The 19553-nt window shown below is 44.6% G+C and carries 13 protein-coding genes, 1 tRNA gene, 2 rRNA genes and 2 other annotated features; of the genes, 12 read left to right on the forward strand and 4 right to left on the reverse strand.

What is annotated here, in order from left to right:
* Positions 1-170 precede the first annotated feature (170 nt).
* Positions 171-3105 (forward strand): 23S ribosomal RNA (locus tag MOJ78_RS00050).
* 135 nt (positions 3106-3240) lie between these two features.
* Positions 3241-3356: ribosomal RNA gene (gene rrf, locus MOJ78_RS00055) — 5S ribosomal RNA — on the forward strand.
* Positions 3357-3711: 355 nt separating this feature from the next.
* Here the strand turns inward: rrf and MOJ78_RS00060 are convergent.
* Entirely contained in the window at positions 3712-4689 is a 978-nt protein-coding gene (locus tag MOJ78_RS00060; protein WP_304979245.1) for a YaaC family protein, read from the reverse strand.
* 125 nt (positions 4690-4814) lie between these two features.
* Here MOJ78_RS00060 and guaB point away from each other — a divergent pair, with 125 nt between their 5' ends.
* From guaB to MOJ78_RS00090, 6 genes are all read left to right on the forward strand, one after another.
* Positions 4815-6272: an IMP dehydrogenase gene (guaB, locus tag MOJ78_RS00065; RefSeq protein ID WP_304979246.1), complete on the forward strand. Its 1458-nt coding sequence runs from the start codon at positions 4815-4817 to the stop codon at positions 6270-6272.
* 182 nt (positions 6273-6454) lie between these two features.
* On the forward strand, positions 6455-7768 hold the full coding sequence (locus MOJ78_RS00070; protein WP_304981149.1) for a D-alanyl-D-alanine carboxypeptidase family protein: 1314 nt from the start codon (positions 6455-6457) through the stop codon (positions 7766-7768).
* A gap of 363 nt (positions 7769-8131) precedes the next feature.
* Positions 8132-9016 carry a pyridoxal 5'-phosphate synthase lyase subunit PdxS gene (pdxS, locus tag MOJ78_RS00075; protein WP_304979247.1) on the forward strand — a complete coding sequence of 295 codons (885 nt, stop codon included), beginning with the start codon at positions 8132-8134 and terminating at the stop codon, positions 9014-9016.
* Positions 9017-9037: 21 nt separating this feature from the next.
* A complete protein-coding gene (gene pdxT / locus MOJ78_RS00080; RefSeq protein WP_304979248.1) occupies positions 9038-9628 on the forward strand; it encodes a pyridoxal 5'-phosphate synthase glutaminase subunit PdxT in 591 nt (196 codons plus the stop codon).
* A gap of 40 nt (positions 9629-9668) precedes the next feature.
* Positions 9669-9990: a binding site (T-box leader), on the forward strand.
* Positions 9991-10049: 59 nt separating this feature from the next.
* A complete protein-coding gene (gene serS, locus MOJ78_RS00085) occupies positions 10050-11324 on the forward strand; it encodes a serine--tRNA ligase (RefSeq protein ID WP_304979249.1) in 1275 nt (424 codons plus the stop codon).
* Positions 11325-11480: 156 nt separating this feature from the next.
* Positions 11481-11573: transfer RNA gene (locus MOJ78_RS00090), tRNA-Ser, on the forward strand.
* Between the two features lie 174 nt (positions 11574-11747).
* Here the strand turns inward: MOJ78_RS00090 and MOJ78_RS00095 are convergent.
* Complete coding sequence (locus MOJ78_RS00095; RefSeq protein WP_304979250.1) at positions 11748-12818, reverse strand: bifunctional 3-deoxy-7-phosphoheptulonate synthase/chorismate mutase; 1071 nt, start codon at positions 12816-12818, stop codon at positions 11748-11750.
* Between the two features lie 225 nt (positions 12819-13043).
* Positions 13044-13265 (forward strand) — a binding site (T-box leader).
* Between the two features lie 48 nt (positions 13266-13313).
* Between MOJ78_RS00095 and aroC the strand changes: the two genes are divergently transcribed.
* From aroC to MOJ78_RS00115, 4 genes are all read left to right on the forward strand, one after another.
* Complete coding sequence (gene aroC, locus MOJ78_RS00100; RefSeq protein WP_304979251.1) at positions 13314-14480, forward strand: chorismate synthase; 1167 nt, start codon at positions 13314-13316, stop codon at positions 14478-14480.
* 158 nt (positions 14481-14638) lie between these two features.
* On the forward strand, positions 14639-15733 hold the full coding sequence (hisC, locus tag MOJ78_RS00105; protein ID WP_304979252.1) for a histidinol-phosphate transaminase: 1095 nt from the start codon (positions 14639-14641) through the stop codon (positions 15731-15733).
* 13 nt (positions 15734-15746) lie between these two features.
* Complete coding sequence (locus MOJ78_RS00110; protein ID WP_304979253.1) at positions 15747-16847, forward strand: prephenate dehydrogenase; 1101 nt, start codon at positions 15747-15749, stop codon at positions 16845-16847.
* A 45-nt stretch (positions 16848-16892) separates the two neighbouring features.
* Positions 16893-17834 carry a transporter substrate-binding domain-containing protein gene (locus tag MOJ78_RS00115; protein WP_304979254.1) on the forward strand — a complete coding sequence of 314 codons (942 nt, stop codon included), beginning with the start codon at positions 16893-16895 and terminating at the stop codon, positions 17832-17834.
* Between the two features lie 22 nt (positions 17835-17856).
* Here MOJ78_RS00115 and MOJ78_RS00120 read toward each other — a convergent pair whose 3' ends face one another.
* Both MOJ78_RS00120 and MOJ78_RS00125 read right to left on the reverse strand, forming a co-directional pair.
* Positions 17857-18528: a deoxynucleoside kinase gene (locus MOJ78_RS00120; protein ID WP_304979255.1), complete on the reverse strand. Its 672-nt coding sequence runs from the start codon at positions 18526-18528 to the stop codon at positions 17857-17859.
* The gene (locus MOJ78_RS00125; RefSeq protein WP_304979256.1) at positions 18525-19166 is read right to left on the reverse strand and encodes a deoxynucleoside kinase; all 642 of its coding nucleotides are present in this window, start codon (positions 19164-19166) and stop codon (positions 18525-18527) included. The genes MOJ78_RS00120 and MOJ78_RS00125 overlap by 4 nt, the downstream gene beginning before the upstream one ends.
* Positions 19167-19553 lie beyond the last annotated feature (387 nt).

Here is a 19553-nt window from a genome sequence, read left to right on the forward strand (position 1 = left end):
TTTTGAAAGAGCTATTTGTTCTTTCAGAACATTCTTCATGTAAATGGAGAACTTTGTTCCTTGAAAACTAGATAACGAAAATTCTTGATAACAAGACATCGAAACTATGCGTTAATGTGATGCTTCGGCATCATGAAAACCGATACTCACGAGCGATCGTGAGCATCATTGGTTAAGTTATGAAGGGCGCACGGTGAATGCCTTGGCACTAGGAGCCGAAGAAGGACGGGACGAACACCGATATGCCTCGGGGAGCTGTAAGTAGGCTTTGATCCGGGGATTTCCGAATGGGGGAACCCACTGTCCGTAATGGGACAGTATCCATACCTGAATACATAGGGTATGAGAAGGCAGACCTGGGGAACTGAAACATCTTAGTACCCAGAGGAAGAGAAAGCAATTGCGATTTCCTGAGTAGCGGCGAGCGAAACGGAATCAGCCCAAACCAAGAGGCTTGCCTCTTGGGGTTGTAGGACACTCTATACGGAGTCAGAAAGGAACGGCGTAGGTGAAGTGGTCTGGAAAGACCCGCCAGAGGAGGTAACAGCCCTGTAGCCAAAACGTCGCTCCCTCCAGAGTGGATCCTGAGTACGGCGGGACACGTGAAACCCCGTCGGAAGCTGGGAGGACCATCTCCCAAGGCTAAATACTCCCTAGTGACCGATAGTGAACCAGTACCGTGAGGGAAAGGTGAAAAGCACCCCGGAAGGGGAGTGAAAGAGATCCTGAAACCGTGTGCCTACAAGTAGTCGGAGCCCGTTAACGGGTGACGGCGTGCCTTTTGTAGAATGAACCGGCGAGTTACGATTACGTGCAAGGTTAAGTTGAAAAGACGGAGCCGCAGCGAAAGCGAGTCTGAACAGGGCGAATCGAGTACGTGGTCGTAGACCCGAAACCGAGTGATCTACCCATGTCCAGGGTGAAGTTCAGGTAACACTGAATGGAGGCCCGAACCCACGCACGTTGAAAAGTGCGGGGATGAGGTGTGGGTAGGGGTGAAATGCCAATCGAACTCGGAGATAGCTGGTTCTCCCCGAAATAGCTTTAGGGCTAGCCTCGTGGCTAGAGTTCTGGAGGTAGAGCACTGATTGGACTAGGGGTCCCCACAGGATTACCGAATTCAGTCAAACTCCGAATGCCAGCAACTTATCCACGGGAGTCAGACTGCGAGTGATAAGATCCGTAGTCGAAAGGGAAACAGCCCAGACCATCAGCTAAGGTCCCCAAGTATACGTTAAGTGGAAAAGGATGTGGAGTTGCCCAGACAACCAGGATGTTGGCTTAGAAGCAGCCACCATTTAAAGAGTGCGTAATAGCTCACTGGTCGAGTGACTCTGCGCCGAAAATGTACCGGGGCTAAACGTATCACCGAAGCTATGGATTGTACCGATGGTACAGTGGTAGGGGAGCGTTCAAAGGGCAGAGAAGCGAGACCGGAAGGACTCGTGGAGCGCTTTGAAGTGAGAATGCCGGTATGAGTAGCGAAAAGAAGTGAGAATCTTCTCCATCGAAAGCCCAAGGTTTCCTGAGGAAGGCTCGTCCGCTCAGGGTTAGTCGGGACCTAAGCCGAGGCCGAAAGGCGTAGGCGATGGCCAACAGGTTGAAATTCCTGTACCACCTCCTTTCCGTTTGAGCAACGGGGGGACGCAGGAAGGTAGGGAGAGCGCGCTTTTGGATATGCGCGTCCAAGCAGTTAGGCCGGTGGATAGGCAAATCCGTCCACCATAACGGCGGAGCTGTGATGGCGAGGGAACTAAAGTACCGAAGTCCCTGATCCTACACTGCCAAGAAAAGCCTCTAGCGAGGAAAGAGGTGCCCGTACCGCAAACCGACACAGGTAGGCGAGGAGAGAATCCTAAGATGCTCGGGAGAACTCTCGTTAAGGAACTCGGCAAAATGACCCCGTAACTTCGGGAGAAGGGGTGCTCTGATAGGGTGCAAGCCCGAGAGAGCCGCAGTGAAAAGATCCAAGCGACTGTTTAGCAAAAACACAGGTCTCTGCGAAGCCGTAAGGCGAAGTATAGGGGCTGACACCTGCCCGGTGCTGGAAGGTTAAGAGGAGGGGTTATCCCTTACGGGAGAAGCTCTGAATCGAAGCCCCAGTAAACGGCGGCCGTAACTATAACGGTCCTAAGGTAGCGAAATTCCTTGTCGGGTAAGTTCCGACCCGCACGAAAGGTGCAACGACTTGGATACTGTCTCAACGAGAGACCCGGTGAAATTATAGTACCTGTGAAGATGCAGGTTACCCGCGACAGGACGGAAAGACCCCATGGAGCTTTACTGTAGCCTGATATTGGATTTTGGTATCGTTTGTACAGGATAGGTAGGAGCCTAAGAAGCCGGACCGCCAGGTTCGGTGGAGGCGTCGGTGGGATACTACCCTGACGGTATTGAAATTCTAACCCAGGACCGTGATCCGGTTCGGAGACAGTGTCAGGTGGGCAGTTTGACTGGGGCGGTCGCCTCCTAAAGTGTAACGGAGGCGCCCAAAGGTTCCCTCAGAATGGTTGGAAATCATTCGCAGAGTGTAAAGGCACAAGGGAGCTTGACTGCGAGACCTACAAGTCGAGCAGGGACGAAAGTCGGGCTTAGTGATCCGGTGGTTCCGCATGGAAGGGCCATCGCTCAACGGATAAAAGCTACCCTGGGGATAACAGGCTTATCTCCCCCAAGAGTCCACATCGACGGGGAGGTTTGGCACCTCGATGTCGGCTCATCGCATCCTGGGGCTGAAGTAGGTCCCAAGGGTTGGGCTGTTCGCCCATTAAAGCGGTACGCGAGCTGGGTTCAGAACGTCGTGAGACAGTTCGGTCCCTATCCGTCGCGGGCGCAGGAAATTTGAGAGGAGCTGTCCTTAGTACGAGAGGACCGGGATGGACACACCGCTGGTGTACCAGTTGTTCCACCAGGAGCATAGCTGGGTAGCTACGTGTGGACGGGATAAGTGCTGAAAGCATCTAAGCATGAAGCCCCCTCAAGATGAGATTTCCCATCGCGTCAAGCGAGTAAGATCCCTCAGAGAAGATGAGGTTGATAGGTCTGGTGTGGAAGCGTGGTGACACGTGGAGCTGACAGATACTAATTGATCGAGGACTTAACCTCAAAAAAACGATGTTTGAATCAAGAATGGACGTTATCTAGTTTTGAAGGAATGTGGGTTCCTAAACAAAGGAACTTCGACTAAAGACCACCACGTCCTGTGGTGAACATCGAAGTCAACACATCCTGTATAAGTAGTCTGGTGACGACGGCGAAGAGGTCACACCCGTTCCCATGCCGAACACGGAAGTTAAGCTCTTCAGCGCCAATGGTAATTGGGGGCTTCCCCCTGTGAGAGTAGGACGTCGCCGGGCGCAAAGGGATGAAACGAATTCAGATTCGTTTCATCCCTTTTTTTATTGGAATAAAAATAGGTGATTATGGATTCATCAAGGACCTGAAACAGACGAAAAAAGGAAGAAACGAGGCCACCTCGTTTCAAACTGCTCTTATTTAGTTGAAAGTCGCTCTTTTTTGATCAAATCATCACTTTTTCACGCAGTTAACGATTGAATTTCTTTGAAATCAATGAAATTACATCTTAAAAGCTTTTCCAATTCAGCGAAAAAACAATATATCGACCACGCATAGTAAAAAAGAACTAAAAAAGACAATTCTCGTCAAACTTTAAAAAGAACCTTTTGAAGTTTTCCCATTACATAAAATTACTCACAAATTCGGTACCCTTTTTTCATCCAAATAGTTCAGCAGCAAATAAGGGACTTTCCTTTTTGAAAACGCTAAGAATTGTGAAATGAATGGGTAGTCATCGCTTGAGTACGTATGGAACAATTCGCTCCACCATTCTGTTTCGTACCGACAAATCATACTTAGGTTATAGAGTAATAAATAGTGGACCATCACCTCGTGCAGGTTTTGAAATCCATCACGAGTAATAGGGATGAACCATTTTCCATCAAGCGACTTTTTAAATAAAGTATTGTGCCTTTTAAAAGCATTTTGATCTTTTACAGTAATATTAATTGTTGAGGGTTGTACAGTTGTTGAAATTTCGGCAGGATTGATCTGCTCAGTAAGAAACGTTGTAAACCGGTTGGCTGTCATATGCAAATGATCCAATATTTCATTGGGAATCGAAAATATACGACCATCCTTTGAGCAATCCACCTCAATTAAATAGGGACGGCGATTCAGTTGTGAAAATAATTCATTTATTTCTGGAATTTGCCCGAACAATTTATTCATTTGAATTTTATCGCCTTCTAGGTGTTTCATGTGGAACATTTGCTCGGAAAAATATGGGAAAAGACCGTTTCGTTGTATTTTAATTTCATCATCTAAAAATAAGTAGTTTTGTTTTTTGCGTTTCCTTGTCGTTACGCCATGCGCCAGCAAGATCGTCGATTCTGGATACAAAGGGTCTACCGTCAACAGGCAGCATTTAATCAGCTGCACCATTCCGTAGTATTGGAGTACCGGTTGAAGCTCAAGAGGAGCTTTCTCAGCTAACTCATAGTGACGCCTTCCGTGGGTAAGATAATAGATGAAGCTATAACAGTTTCGGTAGCTTAATTCATCAATGTTTTGATTCTGTCCGAGCTGTTCATAACACCGTTTCAAATACCGTTGACTCCTTGGTGCGCTTAAAAATTGTTCATAGTTTTTCCATTGGTTGAGTGGTTTCATTTAATCACACCTGAATTTGCGTAAATTTTATGAAAAATTAGACTTAATGCTGCATTCTTGACAGTAGTTTGCCCCATTGTTAATCTACTAATAATATTTTAACGACTAAAAGGAGAGTGGGATTTGTGTGGGAAGAGAAGTTTACGCGTGAAGGTTTAACGTTTGATGATGTTTTACTGGTACCGGATAAATCGTCGATACTACCGAGAGATGTATCGGTTAAGACGAAATTATCAGAATCAGTTCAGCTGAACATTCCGATCATCAGTGCAGGGATGGACACAGTAACCGAATCAAAAATGGCAATTGCAATGGCTCGTCAAGGCGGTCTAGGTATTATCCATAAAAACATGTCGATTGAGGAACAAGCTGAGCATGTTGATCGTGTGAAGCGATCAGAATCAGGCGTTATTACAAATCCATTCTATCTCTCTCCGGATCATCAAGTTTTTGATGCAGAGCACTTGATGGGGAAATATCGCATTTCAGGGGTTCCGATTGTTGATGAGAATCGCAAACTTGTCGGAATCATCACGAACAGGGATATGCGGTTTATCCAAGATTTTTCCATTCAAATTAAAGACGTTATGACACAAGAAAACCTCGTTACTGCTTCGGTAGGCACGACCTTAAAGGAAGCCGAGGCAATCTTACAGCAGCATCGAATTGAAAAGCTCCCTCTCCTTGATGATAATGGAATTTTAAAAGGCTTGATCACGATTAAGGATATAGAAAAAGTGATCGAGTTCCCTAACTCTGCAAAGGACAAGCAGGGGCGTCTCTTAGCTGGTGCGGCTGTCGGGGTAACGGCAGATGCACTGTTACGTGTTGAAAAGCTTGTTGAGGCAGGCGTGGATGTAATTGTCATCGATACAGCGCATGGGCATTCAGAAGGTGTCTTGGCAAAAGTACGTGAGGTAAAAGAAGCGTATCCAGATGTTACACTAATAGCAGGCAATGTGGCGACTGCGGAGGCGACCCGTGACTTGATCGAAGCAGGTGTCGACGTCGTTAAAGTTGGGATCGGACCAGGATCGATTTGTACAACCCGTGTTGTTGCAGGTGTTGGTGTTCCTCAGGTTACGGCAGTATATGAATGTGCAACGGAAGCACGGAAGCACGGTGTACCAATCATTGCAGATGGTGGTATTAAATACTCTGGTGATATGGTAAAGGCTCTTGCAGCAGGCGGACATGCAGTCATGCTCGGAAGCCTTTTAGCAGGTGTGGATGAAAGTCCAGGTGAACGTGAAATCTATCAAGGGCGCCAGTTTAAAGTTTATCGTGGTATGGGCTCAATCGGTGCGATGGAGCGAGGGAGCCGCGATCGTTATTTCCAAGAAAATAATCAGAAACTCGTCCCAGAAGGAATTGAAGGGCGTGTTCCTTACAAAGGGCCGCTTGCCGATTCAATCCATCAACTCGTTGGTGGATTACGATCCGGAATGGGGTATTGCGGTACACCATCCGTTGATGACCTTCGTCAGAATTCACGATTCACTCGAATCACCAGTGCAGGTCTTCGTGAAAGTCATCCGCATGACGTCCAGATCACGAAGGAATCACCGAATTACTCGGTCTAAACGACTAGCAAAAATATAAATGTGTACGAGTTATGTACCATTTTCACTTTTTTTAGGCAGAGGTTCGTCCTCTGTCTATTTTTTTTATGGGGTATATGGTACAATTAGCGGTGTTGTATTTAGGGTTGGAGGTGCAGAAGTTGTTTAATAGATTCAAACAGTCAGTCATCTTAGTTTTAACGATGGCACTTGTATTAACCAGTTTTGTCACAACGTCATCAAAAGCTCACGCTGCTCCAGATTTGCAATTGAAAGCGGAAGCGGCGATCCTAGTCGATGCAGAAACAGGACGTATTCTTTTTGAAAAAAATGCAGATAAAATGTTGCTGCCTGCAAGTATGACGAAGATGATGATGGAATATTTACTTTTTGAAGCAATTGAGGAAGGGAAGATTACGTGGGACACACCTGTAACCATTAGTGATCGAGCGTTCAAAATTTCCCATAACTCAAACTTGTCGAATGTTTGGCTTAGACAGGATGCAAATCCTGCTTATACCGTAAAGGAGCTTTTTGAAGCAGCAGCGATTTATTCAGCAAACGGCGCGACTATGGCTTTAGCTGAAGCGATTGCGGGTTCTGAGAAAAACTTCGTAAAAATGATGAATGACAAGGCGAAAGAGCTAGGCCTTAAAAAATATAAATTTGTAAATAGTACAGGGTTGAATAATCGTGACTTAAAAGGGATGCACCCTGCAGGCGGTCCTGAAGAAATGAACCAGATGTCTGCACGGGCAACAGTAAAGCTCGCGTACCATCTCTTAAAAGATTATCCACAGGTATTGGACACAGCAAGTATTCCAGTTAAAAAATTTCGTGAAGGAACCCCAGATGAGAATCGTATGATCAACTGGAACTGGATGATTGAAGGAAACCCACGTCAAGGCTACTACTATAAAGGTGTGGATGGGTTGAAAACGGGCTCAACGGACCTTGCTGGATACTCTATTACAGCGACTGCAAAGCGTAACGGAACACGTCTCATCTCTGTAGTTATGAAGACAGCATCAAATCCTGCGCGTTTTGAAGAATCAGCAAAACTCCTTGATTATGGATATAACAACTTTATGAAAAAAGAAGTCGTTAAAGCTGGCTATACTGTAGAGGGTAAGTCGACCCTTCCAGTTATAAAAGGGAAAGAAAAGAAGGTTGAAGTTCAGACAACTGAACCGATATCGACGGTAATGCTGACGGGCGAAGAAAAGAAATACAAACCGAAAGCAACCTGGAATGAAAAGTTACTTAATGGAAACGGCGAATTGACTGCACCTGTAAAAAAAGGTGATCAGGTCGGTACACTCACTCTAACCTACTCTGGTGAAGGTAGTAATTTCGGCTACATTACAAAAGAAGCTGAACAGAAAGCTAGTGTTCCAATTGTTGCACAAGCGGATGTAGAAAAAGCAAACTGGTTCGTTCTCACAATGAGAGGGATCGGCGGCTTCTTCAGTGATATTTGGACTAATGTGGTGGATATGGTTAAAGGCTGGTTTTAAAGTCAGGTAAAAATAGCTGTCGAATTTTCTTCGTTACTCGACCTCTTCGGGATCTCACGTATTAATTACATATGTTCTGGTCCTCGAGATTGTCGTGCCTCGGGCTCACAGGATGTGAGTCAGTTCAACGTTGTTACATGACGTAACGTACTTAGTTGAACTTCAGAAATCTCTGCTCTTTTTATCCTCCAGTTAAATTAGGTGACTCGTAATGGGTCATCTTTTTCTGTACAAAGCTTTTATGTTACAAATTCCACGATTTACTGTATCTCCTTTATAGGAATTGCATCTTAAAAGTGATACAATAATGGAGGATTAAGTTTCAAAACACTATTTAACCTATTGAAAACGGGGGAATTATACATGGTACAGACTGGTACTGATCGCGTTAAACGCGGAATGGCAGAAATGCAGAAGGGCGGCGTCATCATGGACGTTGTCAACGCTGAACAAGCAAAAATCGCGGAAGAGGCAGGTGCTGTTGCGGTAATGGCACTTGAGCGTGTTCCTGCTGATATTCGTGCAGCAGGCGGAGTCGCTCGTATGGCAGACCCGACTATCGTTGAAGAAGTCATCAATGCCGTATCGATTCCGGTAATGGCAAAAGCACGTATCGGACACATCGTTGAGGCTCGTGTTTTGGAAGCACTCGGTGCTGACTACATCGATGAAAGTGAAGTATTGACACCTGCGGATGAGGTATTCCATTTGAACAAGCGTGACTTCACTGTTCCATTCGTATGTGGTGCTCGTGATCTTGGGGAAGCGACACGCCGTATGGGAGAAGGTGCTTCGATGCTTCGAACCAAGGGTGAGCCTGGTACAGGAAACATTGTTGAAGCGGTTCGTCATATGCGATTGATCCAATCTCAAATCCGTAAAGTCGTCGGCATGAGCGAAGACGAATTGATGACAGAAGCGAAGAACCTTGGTGCACCATATGAAATTCTTCTTCAGATTAAAAAAGAAGGTCGTTTGCCTGTGGTGAACTTTGCAGCTGGTGGAGTCGCTTCTCCTGCAGATGCGGCACTTATGATGGAATTAGGTGCGGATGGTGTATTCGTTGGATCTGGTATCTTCAAATCTGAAAATCCAGAAAAGTTCGCTCGTGCGATTGTTGAAGCAACGACTCACTATCAAGACTATGAGCTTATCGCGAAGCTCTCTAAGGGCCTTGGAACAGCGATGAAAGGAATCGAAATTTCCTCTCTACAGCCTTCTGAACGTATGCAAGACCGCGGTTGGTAAGAGTAAAGGAGACAGCACAAGATGATCACAGTTGGAATTTTAGCTCTTCAAGGAGCGGTACGCGAGCATGCGAAATCCATTGAAGCAAGCGGAGCAAACGTTATAATTGTGAAACGGACGGAAGATTTGCAGGAGATTGACGGACTTGTGATGCCTGGCGGCGAAAGCACGACGATGCGTCGCTTGATCGATAAATACGAAATGTTCGGACCCTTGCAGGAGTTTGCACAATCCGGAAAGCCTGTGTTCGGAACATGCGCTGGTATGATTCTGATGGCCAAGGAAATCATTGGTCAGGAGCATGGACATCTTGAAGTGATGGATATGAAGGTCCAACGGAACGGGTTTGGCCGTCAACGTGAAAGCTTCGAAGTCGGGCTTTCGGTTAAAGGTCTCGAAGGTGAGGACTACATCGGTGTTTTCATCCGTGCCCCTTACATCGAATCGATCGGTGAAGGTGTCGAAGCGATCGCGACGTTCCAGGATAAAATCGTCGCAGCACGGCAAGGACGTTTCCTTGCATGCGCCTTCCATCCGGAATTGACGGACGATCACCGCATGCATGCCTATTTTGTGAAAATGATTGAGGAATTGAAACAATCAGTTGCATAAAATATTGGAATAGTGTAAAGTACTACTAACACAAATTTGAATCGTTACGATGACAGGAACCAGTAACAGTCTTTCTTTGCTAAGAGAGTCGATGGCCGGTGCGAATCGATGAAAGAAGCCTGTGAATCCATCCTTGAGTAAAATGCTAAACGGGTTTGATCCCAAGTAGGTCATTTCGGCTTGTAACCGTTACATTACAAGAGTGGTATCACTTTTTAAGAGGTTGTTCAAAAAGTCCGAGAAAAATAGCTGTCGAATTCCTTCGTTACTTGGCTCTTTTTTTCCTCCTTTTTGAACATACACTTCAAAAGCAATGGGTGATACAACTAGGGTGGCAACGCGGGTTAACTCTCGTCCCTTCTTTATTGGAGGGATGAGAGTTTTTTTGTATTCAAAAAGCAAATTTAGAGGAGGAACAATCATGTTGGATTTGAAATTTGTCCGTGAACATTTTGATGAGGTAAAAGGGAAGCTGTCCAAGAGGGGAGAAGATATTTCTGGACTCGATCAATTTCAGGAGCTTGATGCACGGCGTCGTGAGCTTATCAACCAGACGGAGGAACTGAAAAGCAAGCGGAACAATGTATCCAAGCAGGTTGCCGAATATAAGCGGGAGAAAAAAGATGCAGACGCTCTAATCCAAGAAATGCGTCAGGTCGGTGAAGCAATCAAAACATTTGATGATGAGTTACGTGACGTGGAAGATAAGCTGAAGCACATCATGCTGACGATTCCGAATATTCCCCACGATAGCGTACCTGTCGGGGAAACGGAGGATGATAATGTTCTCCATCGGGATTGGGGAGAAATCCGTCAATTTGACTTTGAACCGAAGCCGCACTGGGATGTTGCTGTTGATCTAGAAATCGTTGATTTTGAACGTGCCGGCAAGGTAACCGGAAGCCGTTTTGTTTTTTATAAAGGTCTCGGAGCACGTTTAGAGCGGGCATTGATCAATTTCATGATGGACTTTCATGAGGATCAGCACGGCTATACAGAAATCCTTCCGCCATACATGGTCAATCGTGAAAGCATGACAGGAACTGGACAGCTTCCGAAGTTTGAGGAGGATGCCTTCAAGATCCGTGAGGAAGATTATTTCTTGATTCCGACCGCGGAAGTACCGGTTACGAACTTCCACCGCGATGAAATTTTAACAGCAGAAGACCTTCCAAAGGCATATGTTGCATATAGTGCTTGCTTCCGTTCTGAAGCAGGATCTGCTGGACGTGATACTCGTGGACTTATCCGTCAGCATCAATTTAATAAAGTCGAGTTAGTACACTTTGCGAAGCCTGAAGAATCTTATGCGACCCTGGAAACATTGACAGGCCATGCAGAGAAAATTTTGCAGTTATTGAATCTCCCATATCGTATCATGAGCATGTGTACAGGCGATCTTGGTTTCACAGCAACGAAGAAGTATGACATTGAAGTTTGGCTTCCGAGCTATGACACGTACCGTGAGATTTCTTCTTGCAGTAATTTCGAAGACTTTCAAGCCCGACGCGCAAACATTCGCTACCGACCTGAACCGAAAGCAAAACCGGATTTCGTACACACATTGAACGGATCTGGTCTGGCAATCGGCCGTACCGTGGCTGCGATCATTGAAAACTACCAGCAAGAGGACGGATCTGTAGAAATTCCAGAAGTCCTACGTCCATACATGGGAAATAAAGAAGTAATCCGATAGGTTCACTTTAAGCTTCCTGAACTTTGTCGAATTGGATTGAAAAGGCAGCGAAGTCAAAATTCACTGCCTTTTCTTCATCTTTTACCTTTCCGAAAAAAGTGTCGAAACAGGGTTGACGACCTTTTAAATCGGTGATACAATGTTCTTTGTCAGTGCGGAGGTATACCCAAGTCTGGCTGAAGGGAGCGGTCTTGAAAACCGCCAGGGGCGTAACAGCCTGCGGGGGTTCGAATCCCTCTACCTCCTCCATTTTTAAAATCACAGCGCATAATACAACGGAGATTGTATGAACTAAAATTCGTTACAGTAGTAACGGATTTTTTTTATGCAATAAAAAGTACTTTAGGCTAAGCTACCATACTTAGACTCAGCCTTTGTGCAGGCTAAGCCGTAGTTTTTTATCTGAAAATAAGAAATGCAGTGTTACAAATGGATGTGTTGGTTTGATCGTATGTTTTCCATAAAGTTGATGAACTCAGGAATATCCATTTGTTGAGCGGAATCAGATAAAGCTACTGCTGGGTCGGGGTGGACTTCTGCCATGATTCCGTCGGCTCCGATAGCAAGCGCCGCTTTTGCTGCAGGCAGTAATAGATCCTTTCGACCGGTTGAATGAGTGACATCGACCATTACAGGCAAATGGGTCTCTGTTTTAAGGATCGGTACTGCAGTGATATCAAGCGTATTCCTTGTCGCCCGCTCGTATGTCCTAATGCCTCGTTCACAAAGGATGATCTGATCGTTACCTTTAGATATGATATATTCTGCCGCATGCATGAATTCCTCAATCGTTGCTGATAAACCACGCTTCAATAGTACAGGCTTTTGGACAGAACCGACAGCTTTCAACAAGTCGAAATTATGCATGTTCCGGGCACCGATTTGGATTACATCAACGTAATCCAATGCAACTTCAATATCATTCGGATTCAATATTTCACTGATGACTGCTAGATTATATTCATTGGCGGCTTGACGTAAAATCTTCAATCCTTCAAGTCCAAGGCCTTGGAAATCATATGGGGATGTTCTTGGCTTAAAAGCTCCACCGCGCATCATCGTCAATCCCTGATCTTTAATTGATTTTGCAACAAGCCGTACTTGTTCATAGCTTTCTACAGCACATGGGCCCATTACGAAATGTTGATTGCCGTCACCTACCAACTTACCTTTGATATTGATCACCGTATTTTCTGGCTTCCGTTTCCTTGATACTAGAAGCGCCTTTCGATTATCTTCTTCCTGGAGCTCTAGGCTTGCTTTGAAAATGCTTTTAAAAATATGTTGGAGTGTAGATGTTTCAAAAGGACCTTGATTGTTTTCGGTAATCAAATTTAGAAGCTGGCGCTCACGGACAGGATCAAAGCGATTCACACCTTGCATTTCCTTGATCTTGCCGATTTTTTGTACAACTTTCCCTCGTTCATTTAAAAGTTCTAAAAGCTTCTGGTTGATCTCTTCGATTTCTTGACGCAGTACCTCTAATTTAGTCATTCGCCCCATGCACACTCCTTTAGATGAATTTTCAGAAAAAATAATATTGTTTAACACTTTAAAGGGCCGAACATATAAATGTCAATAAGAAAATTTCCCAAAAATATTTGTTGAAAATAAAAAAAGCTATAGTGTTAATGTTGTAAGCGTATTCATCTGAAAATTAAAAAAATTTATACTTTACAAGATCCGTTTTCCGTGTTAAAACTCTATTAATCAAATACACTAAACGCAATGAAAGGTTCAAGTAGTGTTCTTCTCCCTGTTTTAAGAGAGCTGATGGATGGTGCAAATCAGCACAAAGAAGATCATGAATTTCACCCTCGAGTGGCTTTTTCGAACATTTGACGTTACAAATGGGAGAGAAAGACGGTGATGCCGTTATATGAATGAGAGACGGAATAATTCCGTAATGAGGGTGGTACCGCGATGACAATCGTCCCTGCTTATAAGCAGGGGCGTTTTTTATTTTCTAAAAAAGAAAGGGGTAGGAGGATGAGATATCTAACAGCAGGCGAGTCACATGGGCCTCAACTGACGACGGTCATCGAAGGGATTCCATCAGGTTTACAATTAACGACTGAAGAAATCAACTTGGAATTGGCCCGACGACAAAAGGGATACGGCCGTGGCAGGAGGATGCAGATTGAACGGGATCAGGCAACAATCTTGAGCGGGATTCGTTTGGGATATACGTTAGGTTCTCCAATCACCCTTGCAATTGAAAACCGTGATTATCAGCACTGGACGAAAATTATGGGTGCTGCCCCCCTTGATGCCGAAGAAGAAGTAAAACGCCAAATAACGAGGCCTCGACCAGGCCATGCCGATCTAAATGGAGCGATCAAGTTTGGACACCGGGATATGAGGAATGTGCTGGAACGTTCCTCCGCTCGAGAAACAACGGCACGAGTGGCGGCGGGGGCTGTCGCTAAACGGATCCTTGCTGAATTAGGAATAAAGGTGGCAGGACATGTCGTTGAAATCGGTGGTGTCAAAGCTGAACATACTGCCTATGAATCACTCGAACAATTGCAAAGAGTGACAGAAGAATCTCCTGTTCGATGTATGGATAATGAAGCGGAAAAGAAGATGATACAGTCTATTGATGACGCAAAAGAAAATGGTGACTCTATCGGCGGTATTGTAGAAGTTGTAGCAGAAGGGATGCCGATCGGAGTTGGCAGTTATGTCCATTATGATCTTAAGCTGGATGCCATTCTTGCATCAGCGATCATGAGCATCAATGCGTTTAAAGGTGTTGAGGTTGGAATCGGATTCGAGGCAGCTCGTAAGCCAGGCAGTCTTGTACATGATGAAATCTTATGGAGTGAAGACGAAGGCTATACGAGGCGGACCAATAATGCTGGAGGATTTGAAGGTGGAATGACAACTGGAATGCCGATCGTCGTACGAGGGGTGATGAAGCCGATACCAACCTTGTATAAGCCGCTTCAAAGTGTGGATATTGAGTCAAAGGAACCTTTTAAAGCGAGTATAGAGCGCTCCGACAGCTGTGCTGTACCCTCAGCCAGTGTCGTCGCAGAAGCAGTTATTGCCTGGGAACTTGCAAAGGCGGTCGTTGAGCAGTTTGGGCCCGATCAAATACAAGCGATCAAAAAACATGTTGAACAACATCGGGAAAAATCGAGATTGTTTTAATTGAGTTGATTCAATAAGAAAAGCATAAGCGCCCTGGGTAGCCGCGAAGGTCACTGGAAGGTAAGCGAGGAGCTGTCACCCAGAAGTGAACCGAAAGGCTGTAGACAGTACTCCTATGCTTCAAATTTTCATTCAAAATAAGCAAAGGTGGAGATTCCATGAAGGTGAAAAAACAGTTGTTGTCACTAAAAGCTTATGATCCTGGTAAACCGATGAGTGAAGTGAAAAAGGAATATGGTTTACCAAAAATCGTGAATCTCGCATCCAACGAAAATCCATTCGGGTGCTCTCAAAGCGTTTCCGATGCGTTAAACTCCTTCTCTCATTATTCACGATATCCAGAGGGAAATGCTCCACTTTTGAGAGAGAAGGTGGCGGACCGTTTGGGCGTAAAGCAAAAGCAACTTCTGTTCAGCACTGGGTTAGACGAGATGATCCAAATGATCAGCAGGGCTTTATTATCCCCGAAAACAAATGTCGTCATGGCCTCGATGACTTTCCCGCAGTTTCGCCATCATGCCGTCATCGAGCAAGCAGAAATCCGTCAGGTTCCTCTTATCGATGGGCGTCATGATTTAGAGGGGATGCAGCAGGTCGTTGATGAACAAACAAGCATCGTTTGGATCTGTAATCCGAATAATCCCACCGGTACGTATGTAAACGAAACGGAGTTATCCAACTTTATGGAACATATCCCTAAAGATACGCTTGTTGCCCTTGATGAAGCCTATTATGAGTATGTAACAGCAAACGACTATCCTGATACGTTAAAACTCATGAATGACTATGAAAATCTCCTTGTTTTACGGACGTTTTCAAAAGCATACGGGCTTGCGGCGTTCCGGGTCGGTTATGCAATCGGACATGAAGCTCTTATAGAAAAGCTGGATATTGCACGACTACCATTCAATACGTCCAGTCTCGGACAAATTGCTGCACAGGCAGCAATAGCAGATGAAGAGTTTATACAGATGAGCTCGTACGTAAATAAAATGTGCCTTCAACAATTTTATGCATTTTGTAATGAATACAAGGTTGATTATTATCCATCTCAAGGAAACTTTATATATATCAAACTGAAAAAGAGTGTGGATGAAGTCTTTCAATATTTAATGGAGAGAGGCTATATCGTCCGCCCTATGAAGGATGGAATTCGGGTCACGGTCGGTACTGAAGAAGATAACGAAGGGCTGATTTCGCTGCTGAAGCAAATGTTCATAGAGGATGCATCACGATTGAGACTTTTATCTTAAGGAGATTGAGACATTGAAGAGACGCGTTTTACTTATAGGGGTCGGTTTGATCGGAGGGTCACTGGCACTTGCGATAAAAAAGGAACATGATGCTGTGCTTATCGGATACGACCTGAACCCTGACCATTGTATGCTAGCAAAAAGACTTGAAGTAATTGATGATTTTACTTTAGACATAAAGGCAGAAGCCGAAAAAGCCGATTTGATCGTCCTTGCTGCACCAGTCGAGGAAACGATAAAGTTATTGGATGAATTTGAGGGGTTCCATTTTAAACCGAATGTGATCATCACTGATGCCGGCAGTACAAAAGTACAAATTTTGAAGAAAGCACAGCGGTTAAATGAGCATGGCATTGTGTTCATCGGCGGGCATCCGATGGCAGGATCCCATAAAACCGGCGTTGGGAGTGCAAAGGTTCATCTATTTGAAAATGCATTTTATATCCTGACCCAATTGCCGGAAACTCCTCCTCAGAAAGTAGATGAACTTAAAAATTGGCTGAGAGGTACAAAAGCAAATTTTCTGACTATGGATGCTGATGAACACGATGCTGTAACAGGCGTTGTCAGTCACTTTCCCCATGTGGTCGCTGCAAGCCTCGTTCGTCAGGTCGAGAATCATGCCCACCGAAATGAACTTGTAAACCGTTTGGCCGCAGGTGGATTTCGAGATATTACAAGAATCGCATCGAGCAGCCCGTCTATGTGGAGGGATATCATCACGCAGAACCGCAAAACGCTCCTATCTCTATTAGACGAATGGGTGAAGGAAATGGATGGCGTAAGAAATTTGGTTGCTGATGGAGACAGCGAATCCATCTACGATTATTTCTCAAGTGCGAAGAGATTCCGAGACTCCATGCCTACTGGTTCAAAAGGGGCGATTCGTGCATTTCACGATTTATATGTGGATGTTGCAGACCATGTAGGGGTCATTTCACACGTGACAACTTTGTTAGCTGAAGAAGCGATCAGCATTACAAATATACGGATCATTGAGGCACGAGAAGATGTATATGGTGTTTTGAGATTAAGCTTTCACACGGATGACGATCGATATAATGCCAAGGCTTGCTTAGAAAACCAAGGTTACGAAATCTATTTGACGATTTAGTGTTTCAACTCGTTTCAAATAAGAACTGCCATAGGAGGGAAAGTTGTGAAAAGAGATCATTTTGAATTGAAGTTTACAACAGCAGATACGGGGAGCGAGCGCTTTTTTCAACCGTGTTCCCCCGTGGCAAAATCTGACTTAGCTTTAAAATCAACAGTTGAATGGACTGTACCTTCCCTTGAACGTATGAGTTACCAAGGAAAAGTGTATATATCAAGTGACGAAATCGAAAAGGTCGTGAGTCTCCGTTTCCAATCACGTTTGGATCAAATATTAGATAAAGGAGCCATCCGTATAGGAACTACAGGGGATTATAAACCTTTCACTTATTTGAATCCGCATACGGACCAGTACGAAGGATTCGATATTGATGCTGCTTATCGTTTAGCACATGATCTAGGCGTGGAAGTCCAATTTGTCCGAACTTCCTGGCCAAAAATGATGGATGATTTTCAAAATGATAAGTTTGATATTGCAATGGGTGGGATAAGCCGAAGTCTTGAGCGCCAGAAGCTGGCCCATTTGACGCAACCTTATTTCAGTGACGGAAAAGCCCCTTTAATAAGGAATGAAGACAAAGGAATCTATAAAAGCCTGGAAGATATTGATCGTTCCAACGTCAGGATCGGCGTGAATCCAGGCGGAACAAATGAGAAATTCGTACTGGAAAACATAAAGAACGCAAAGGTCAGTGTCATCAAAAATAATTTAGCCATTCCCCAAATGGTTGCAGAGGGGACCTTCGATGTCATGATTACCGATCATATAGAGGCTGTATATTATTCGAGGATCGATCCAAGGTTGCATGCCGCTATGAGAGGCCAGCCATTTACAAAAAGCGAGAAAGTATATTTGATTCATAGGGGGGATTTAGACTACCAAAACTGGATCGCCCTCTGGCTTGAAGAATTGAACCAGCAAGGTGAATTAGAAAGGTTGAAGGTGAAATGGGGGCTTGCACAAGAGAATATTGATAAAACGGGCTGACTCATGTCAACCCGTTGGGATCTTATATGTGTTGTAGATTACGCTTCCTATTTATTGTTTCGCCAATACGCTTTAAAATCGGTTCGACAGATGATGGATCCTTCAATAAGTCATAGTCGTTTATGTTTACGCGCAACACAGGGCATGTTGTGAAATTGCGAATCCAGTCCTCATAGCGTTTATGCATCTCTTCCCAGTACGCGATAGGAGTTTGTTGTTCCATTGGGCGCCCGCGGAGTTTGATCCGATCGATGATATCTTGAAGGCTTCCTTCGATATAAATCAACACATCCGGATGTGGGAAGTACGGTGTCATCACCATCGCTTCGAACAAGCTTGTATAGGTTTCGTAGTCGATATTAGTCATCGTGCCTTTTTCATAATGCATTTTCGCAAAAATGCCAGTGTCTTCATAAATGGAGCGATCCTGTACGAATCCGCCGCCTTGTTCAAACATCCGCTTCTGCTCTTTGAACCGTTCAGCAAGGAAATAGATTTGGAGATGGAAGCTCCAGCGTTCGAAGTCGTGATAGAACTTGTCCAAATAGGGGTTCGTATCGACTTTTTCCATCGACGTATCAAATCCTAAGTTGTTCGCTATCGTTTTGGTCATCGTCGATTTTCCGACGCCGACTGTACCAGCCACTGTTATGACCGCATTTTTTGGAATGTTGAACTTTTCAAGGGCGTTCATTGCTTCACTTCCTTTTTATGAAATGTATCCTGTATCTTTTCGAGTATCGCTTCAAGCTGATCAGGGTTACGTACGAAATCCGTCTCATCGCCATTGATGGTCAAGACAGGGATTTCCGGATGCAGCTTTTGGAACTGATACATGAATACATCATAATCGGCTGAGAGCTGCTTCAAGTAATTGGGATCGATGTTCTTCTCGATATCACGGCCTCGTAACGAGATGCGCTGCAATAAGGTGTCTAGGCTTGCCTTTATGTATATGACCATGTTCGGGGAAGGCATGTCCTTCGTCAAGATTTCAAAAATCTGCATGTATTTTTGAAAATGAACGTCCTTCAAGGTACGCATGGCAAAGATTCTATTTTTAAAAATATGATAATCAGCTACGACGGGTTTTTCATGCTGCAAATACAATGGTCCGATGTCTTCCAGCTGTTTAAATCGGTTACAGAGGAAAAACATCTCCGTCTGAAAGCTCCATTCTTCAATATCATCGTAAAATTTCCCGAGGAACGGGTTCTCTTCGACAATTTCTTTTAAAAGGTGATAATCCAAGGCTTCGCTGATTGATTTTGCAAGTGATGTTTTACCGACTCCGATCGGTCCTTCTACGGCTATGAAGGGGGTTTTCTCCATAAAAACTGCCTCCCTATGTACTTAAAGTGTATGTTCAATGGAGGATCCATTTGAACAACCTCTTAAATAGACAAACTTAATTGTAGCATATAGCGGCATATATCGACAGGGTCTTTATGTAAGAAATGGAACAAAAAAGAGGAGTAAACCATACTGTAATTTTGGTTCGTTTACTCCCCATCAATTGTAACGCAATGGTAATCTCTAGCTCCAGCGCCCAGCGCGTTCGGATCACTTCAGGCCTCCTGCTGCGGCGACAGCCTCCTCGGGTGGACTTCCAGTTTCCTTCATGGCTAACCAGGGTGCTTGCACTTTTGTTACACGTTAAGAAAGTATAAAAATACTTTCTATAGTATAAGCGCAACTACGACTCTGCTTTCGCCAGAA

Source organism: Alkalihalobacillus sp. AL-G (assembly GCF_030643805.1).
GTDB lineage: Bacteria > Bacillota > Bacilli > Bacillales > Fictibacillaceae > Pseudalkalibacillus.

What these genes read in the sequence shown, in the direction of transcription:
- MOJ78_RS00060 (WP_304979245.1), bottom strand. Translation starts at nt 4,689, where the DNA reads ATGAAACCACTCAACCAATGGAAAAACTATGAACAATTTTTAAGCGCA.
- MOJ78_RS00070 (WP_304981149.1), top strand. Translation starts at nt 6,455, where the DNA reads ATGGCACTTGTATTAACCAGTTTTGTCACAACGTCATCAAAAGCTCAC.
- pdxS (WP_304979247.1), top strand. Translation starts at nt 8,132, where the DNA reads ATGGTACAGACTGGTACTGATCGCGTTAAACGCGGAATGGCAGAAATG.
- pdxT (WP_304979248.1), top strand. Translation starts at nt 9,038, where the DNA reads ATGATCACAGTTGGAATTTTAGCTCTTCAAGGAGCGGTACGCGAGCAT.
- serS (WP_304979249.1), top strand. Translation starts at nt 10,050, where the DNA reads ATGTTGGATTTGAAATTTGTCCGTGAACATTTTGATGAGGTAAAAGGG.
- MOJ78_RS00095 (WP_304979250.1), bottom strand. Translation starts at nt 12,818, where the DNA reads ATGACTAAATTAGAGGTACTGCGTCAAGAAATCGAAGAGATCAACCAG.
- aroC (WP_304979251.1), top strand. Translation starts at nt 13,314, where the DNA reads ATGAGATATCTAACAGCAGGCGAGTCACATGGGCCTCAACTGACGACG.
- hisC (WP_304979252.1), top strand. Translation starts at nt 14,639, where the DNA reads ATGAAGGTGAAAAAACAGTTGTTGTCACTAAAAGCTTATGATCCTGGT.
- MOJ78_RS00120 (WP_304979255.1), bottom strand. Translation starts at nt 18,528, where the DNA reads ATGAACGCCCTTGAAAAGTTCAACATTCCAAAAAATGCGGTCATAACA.
- MOJ78_RS00125 (WP_304979256.1), bottom strand. Translation starts at nt 19,166, where the DNA reads ATGGAGAAAACCCCCTTCATAGCCGTAGAAGGACCGATCGGAGTCGGT.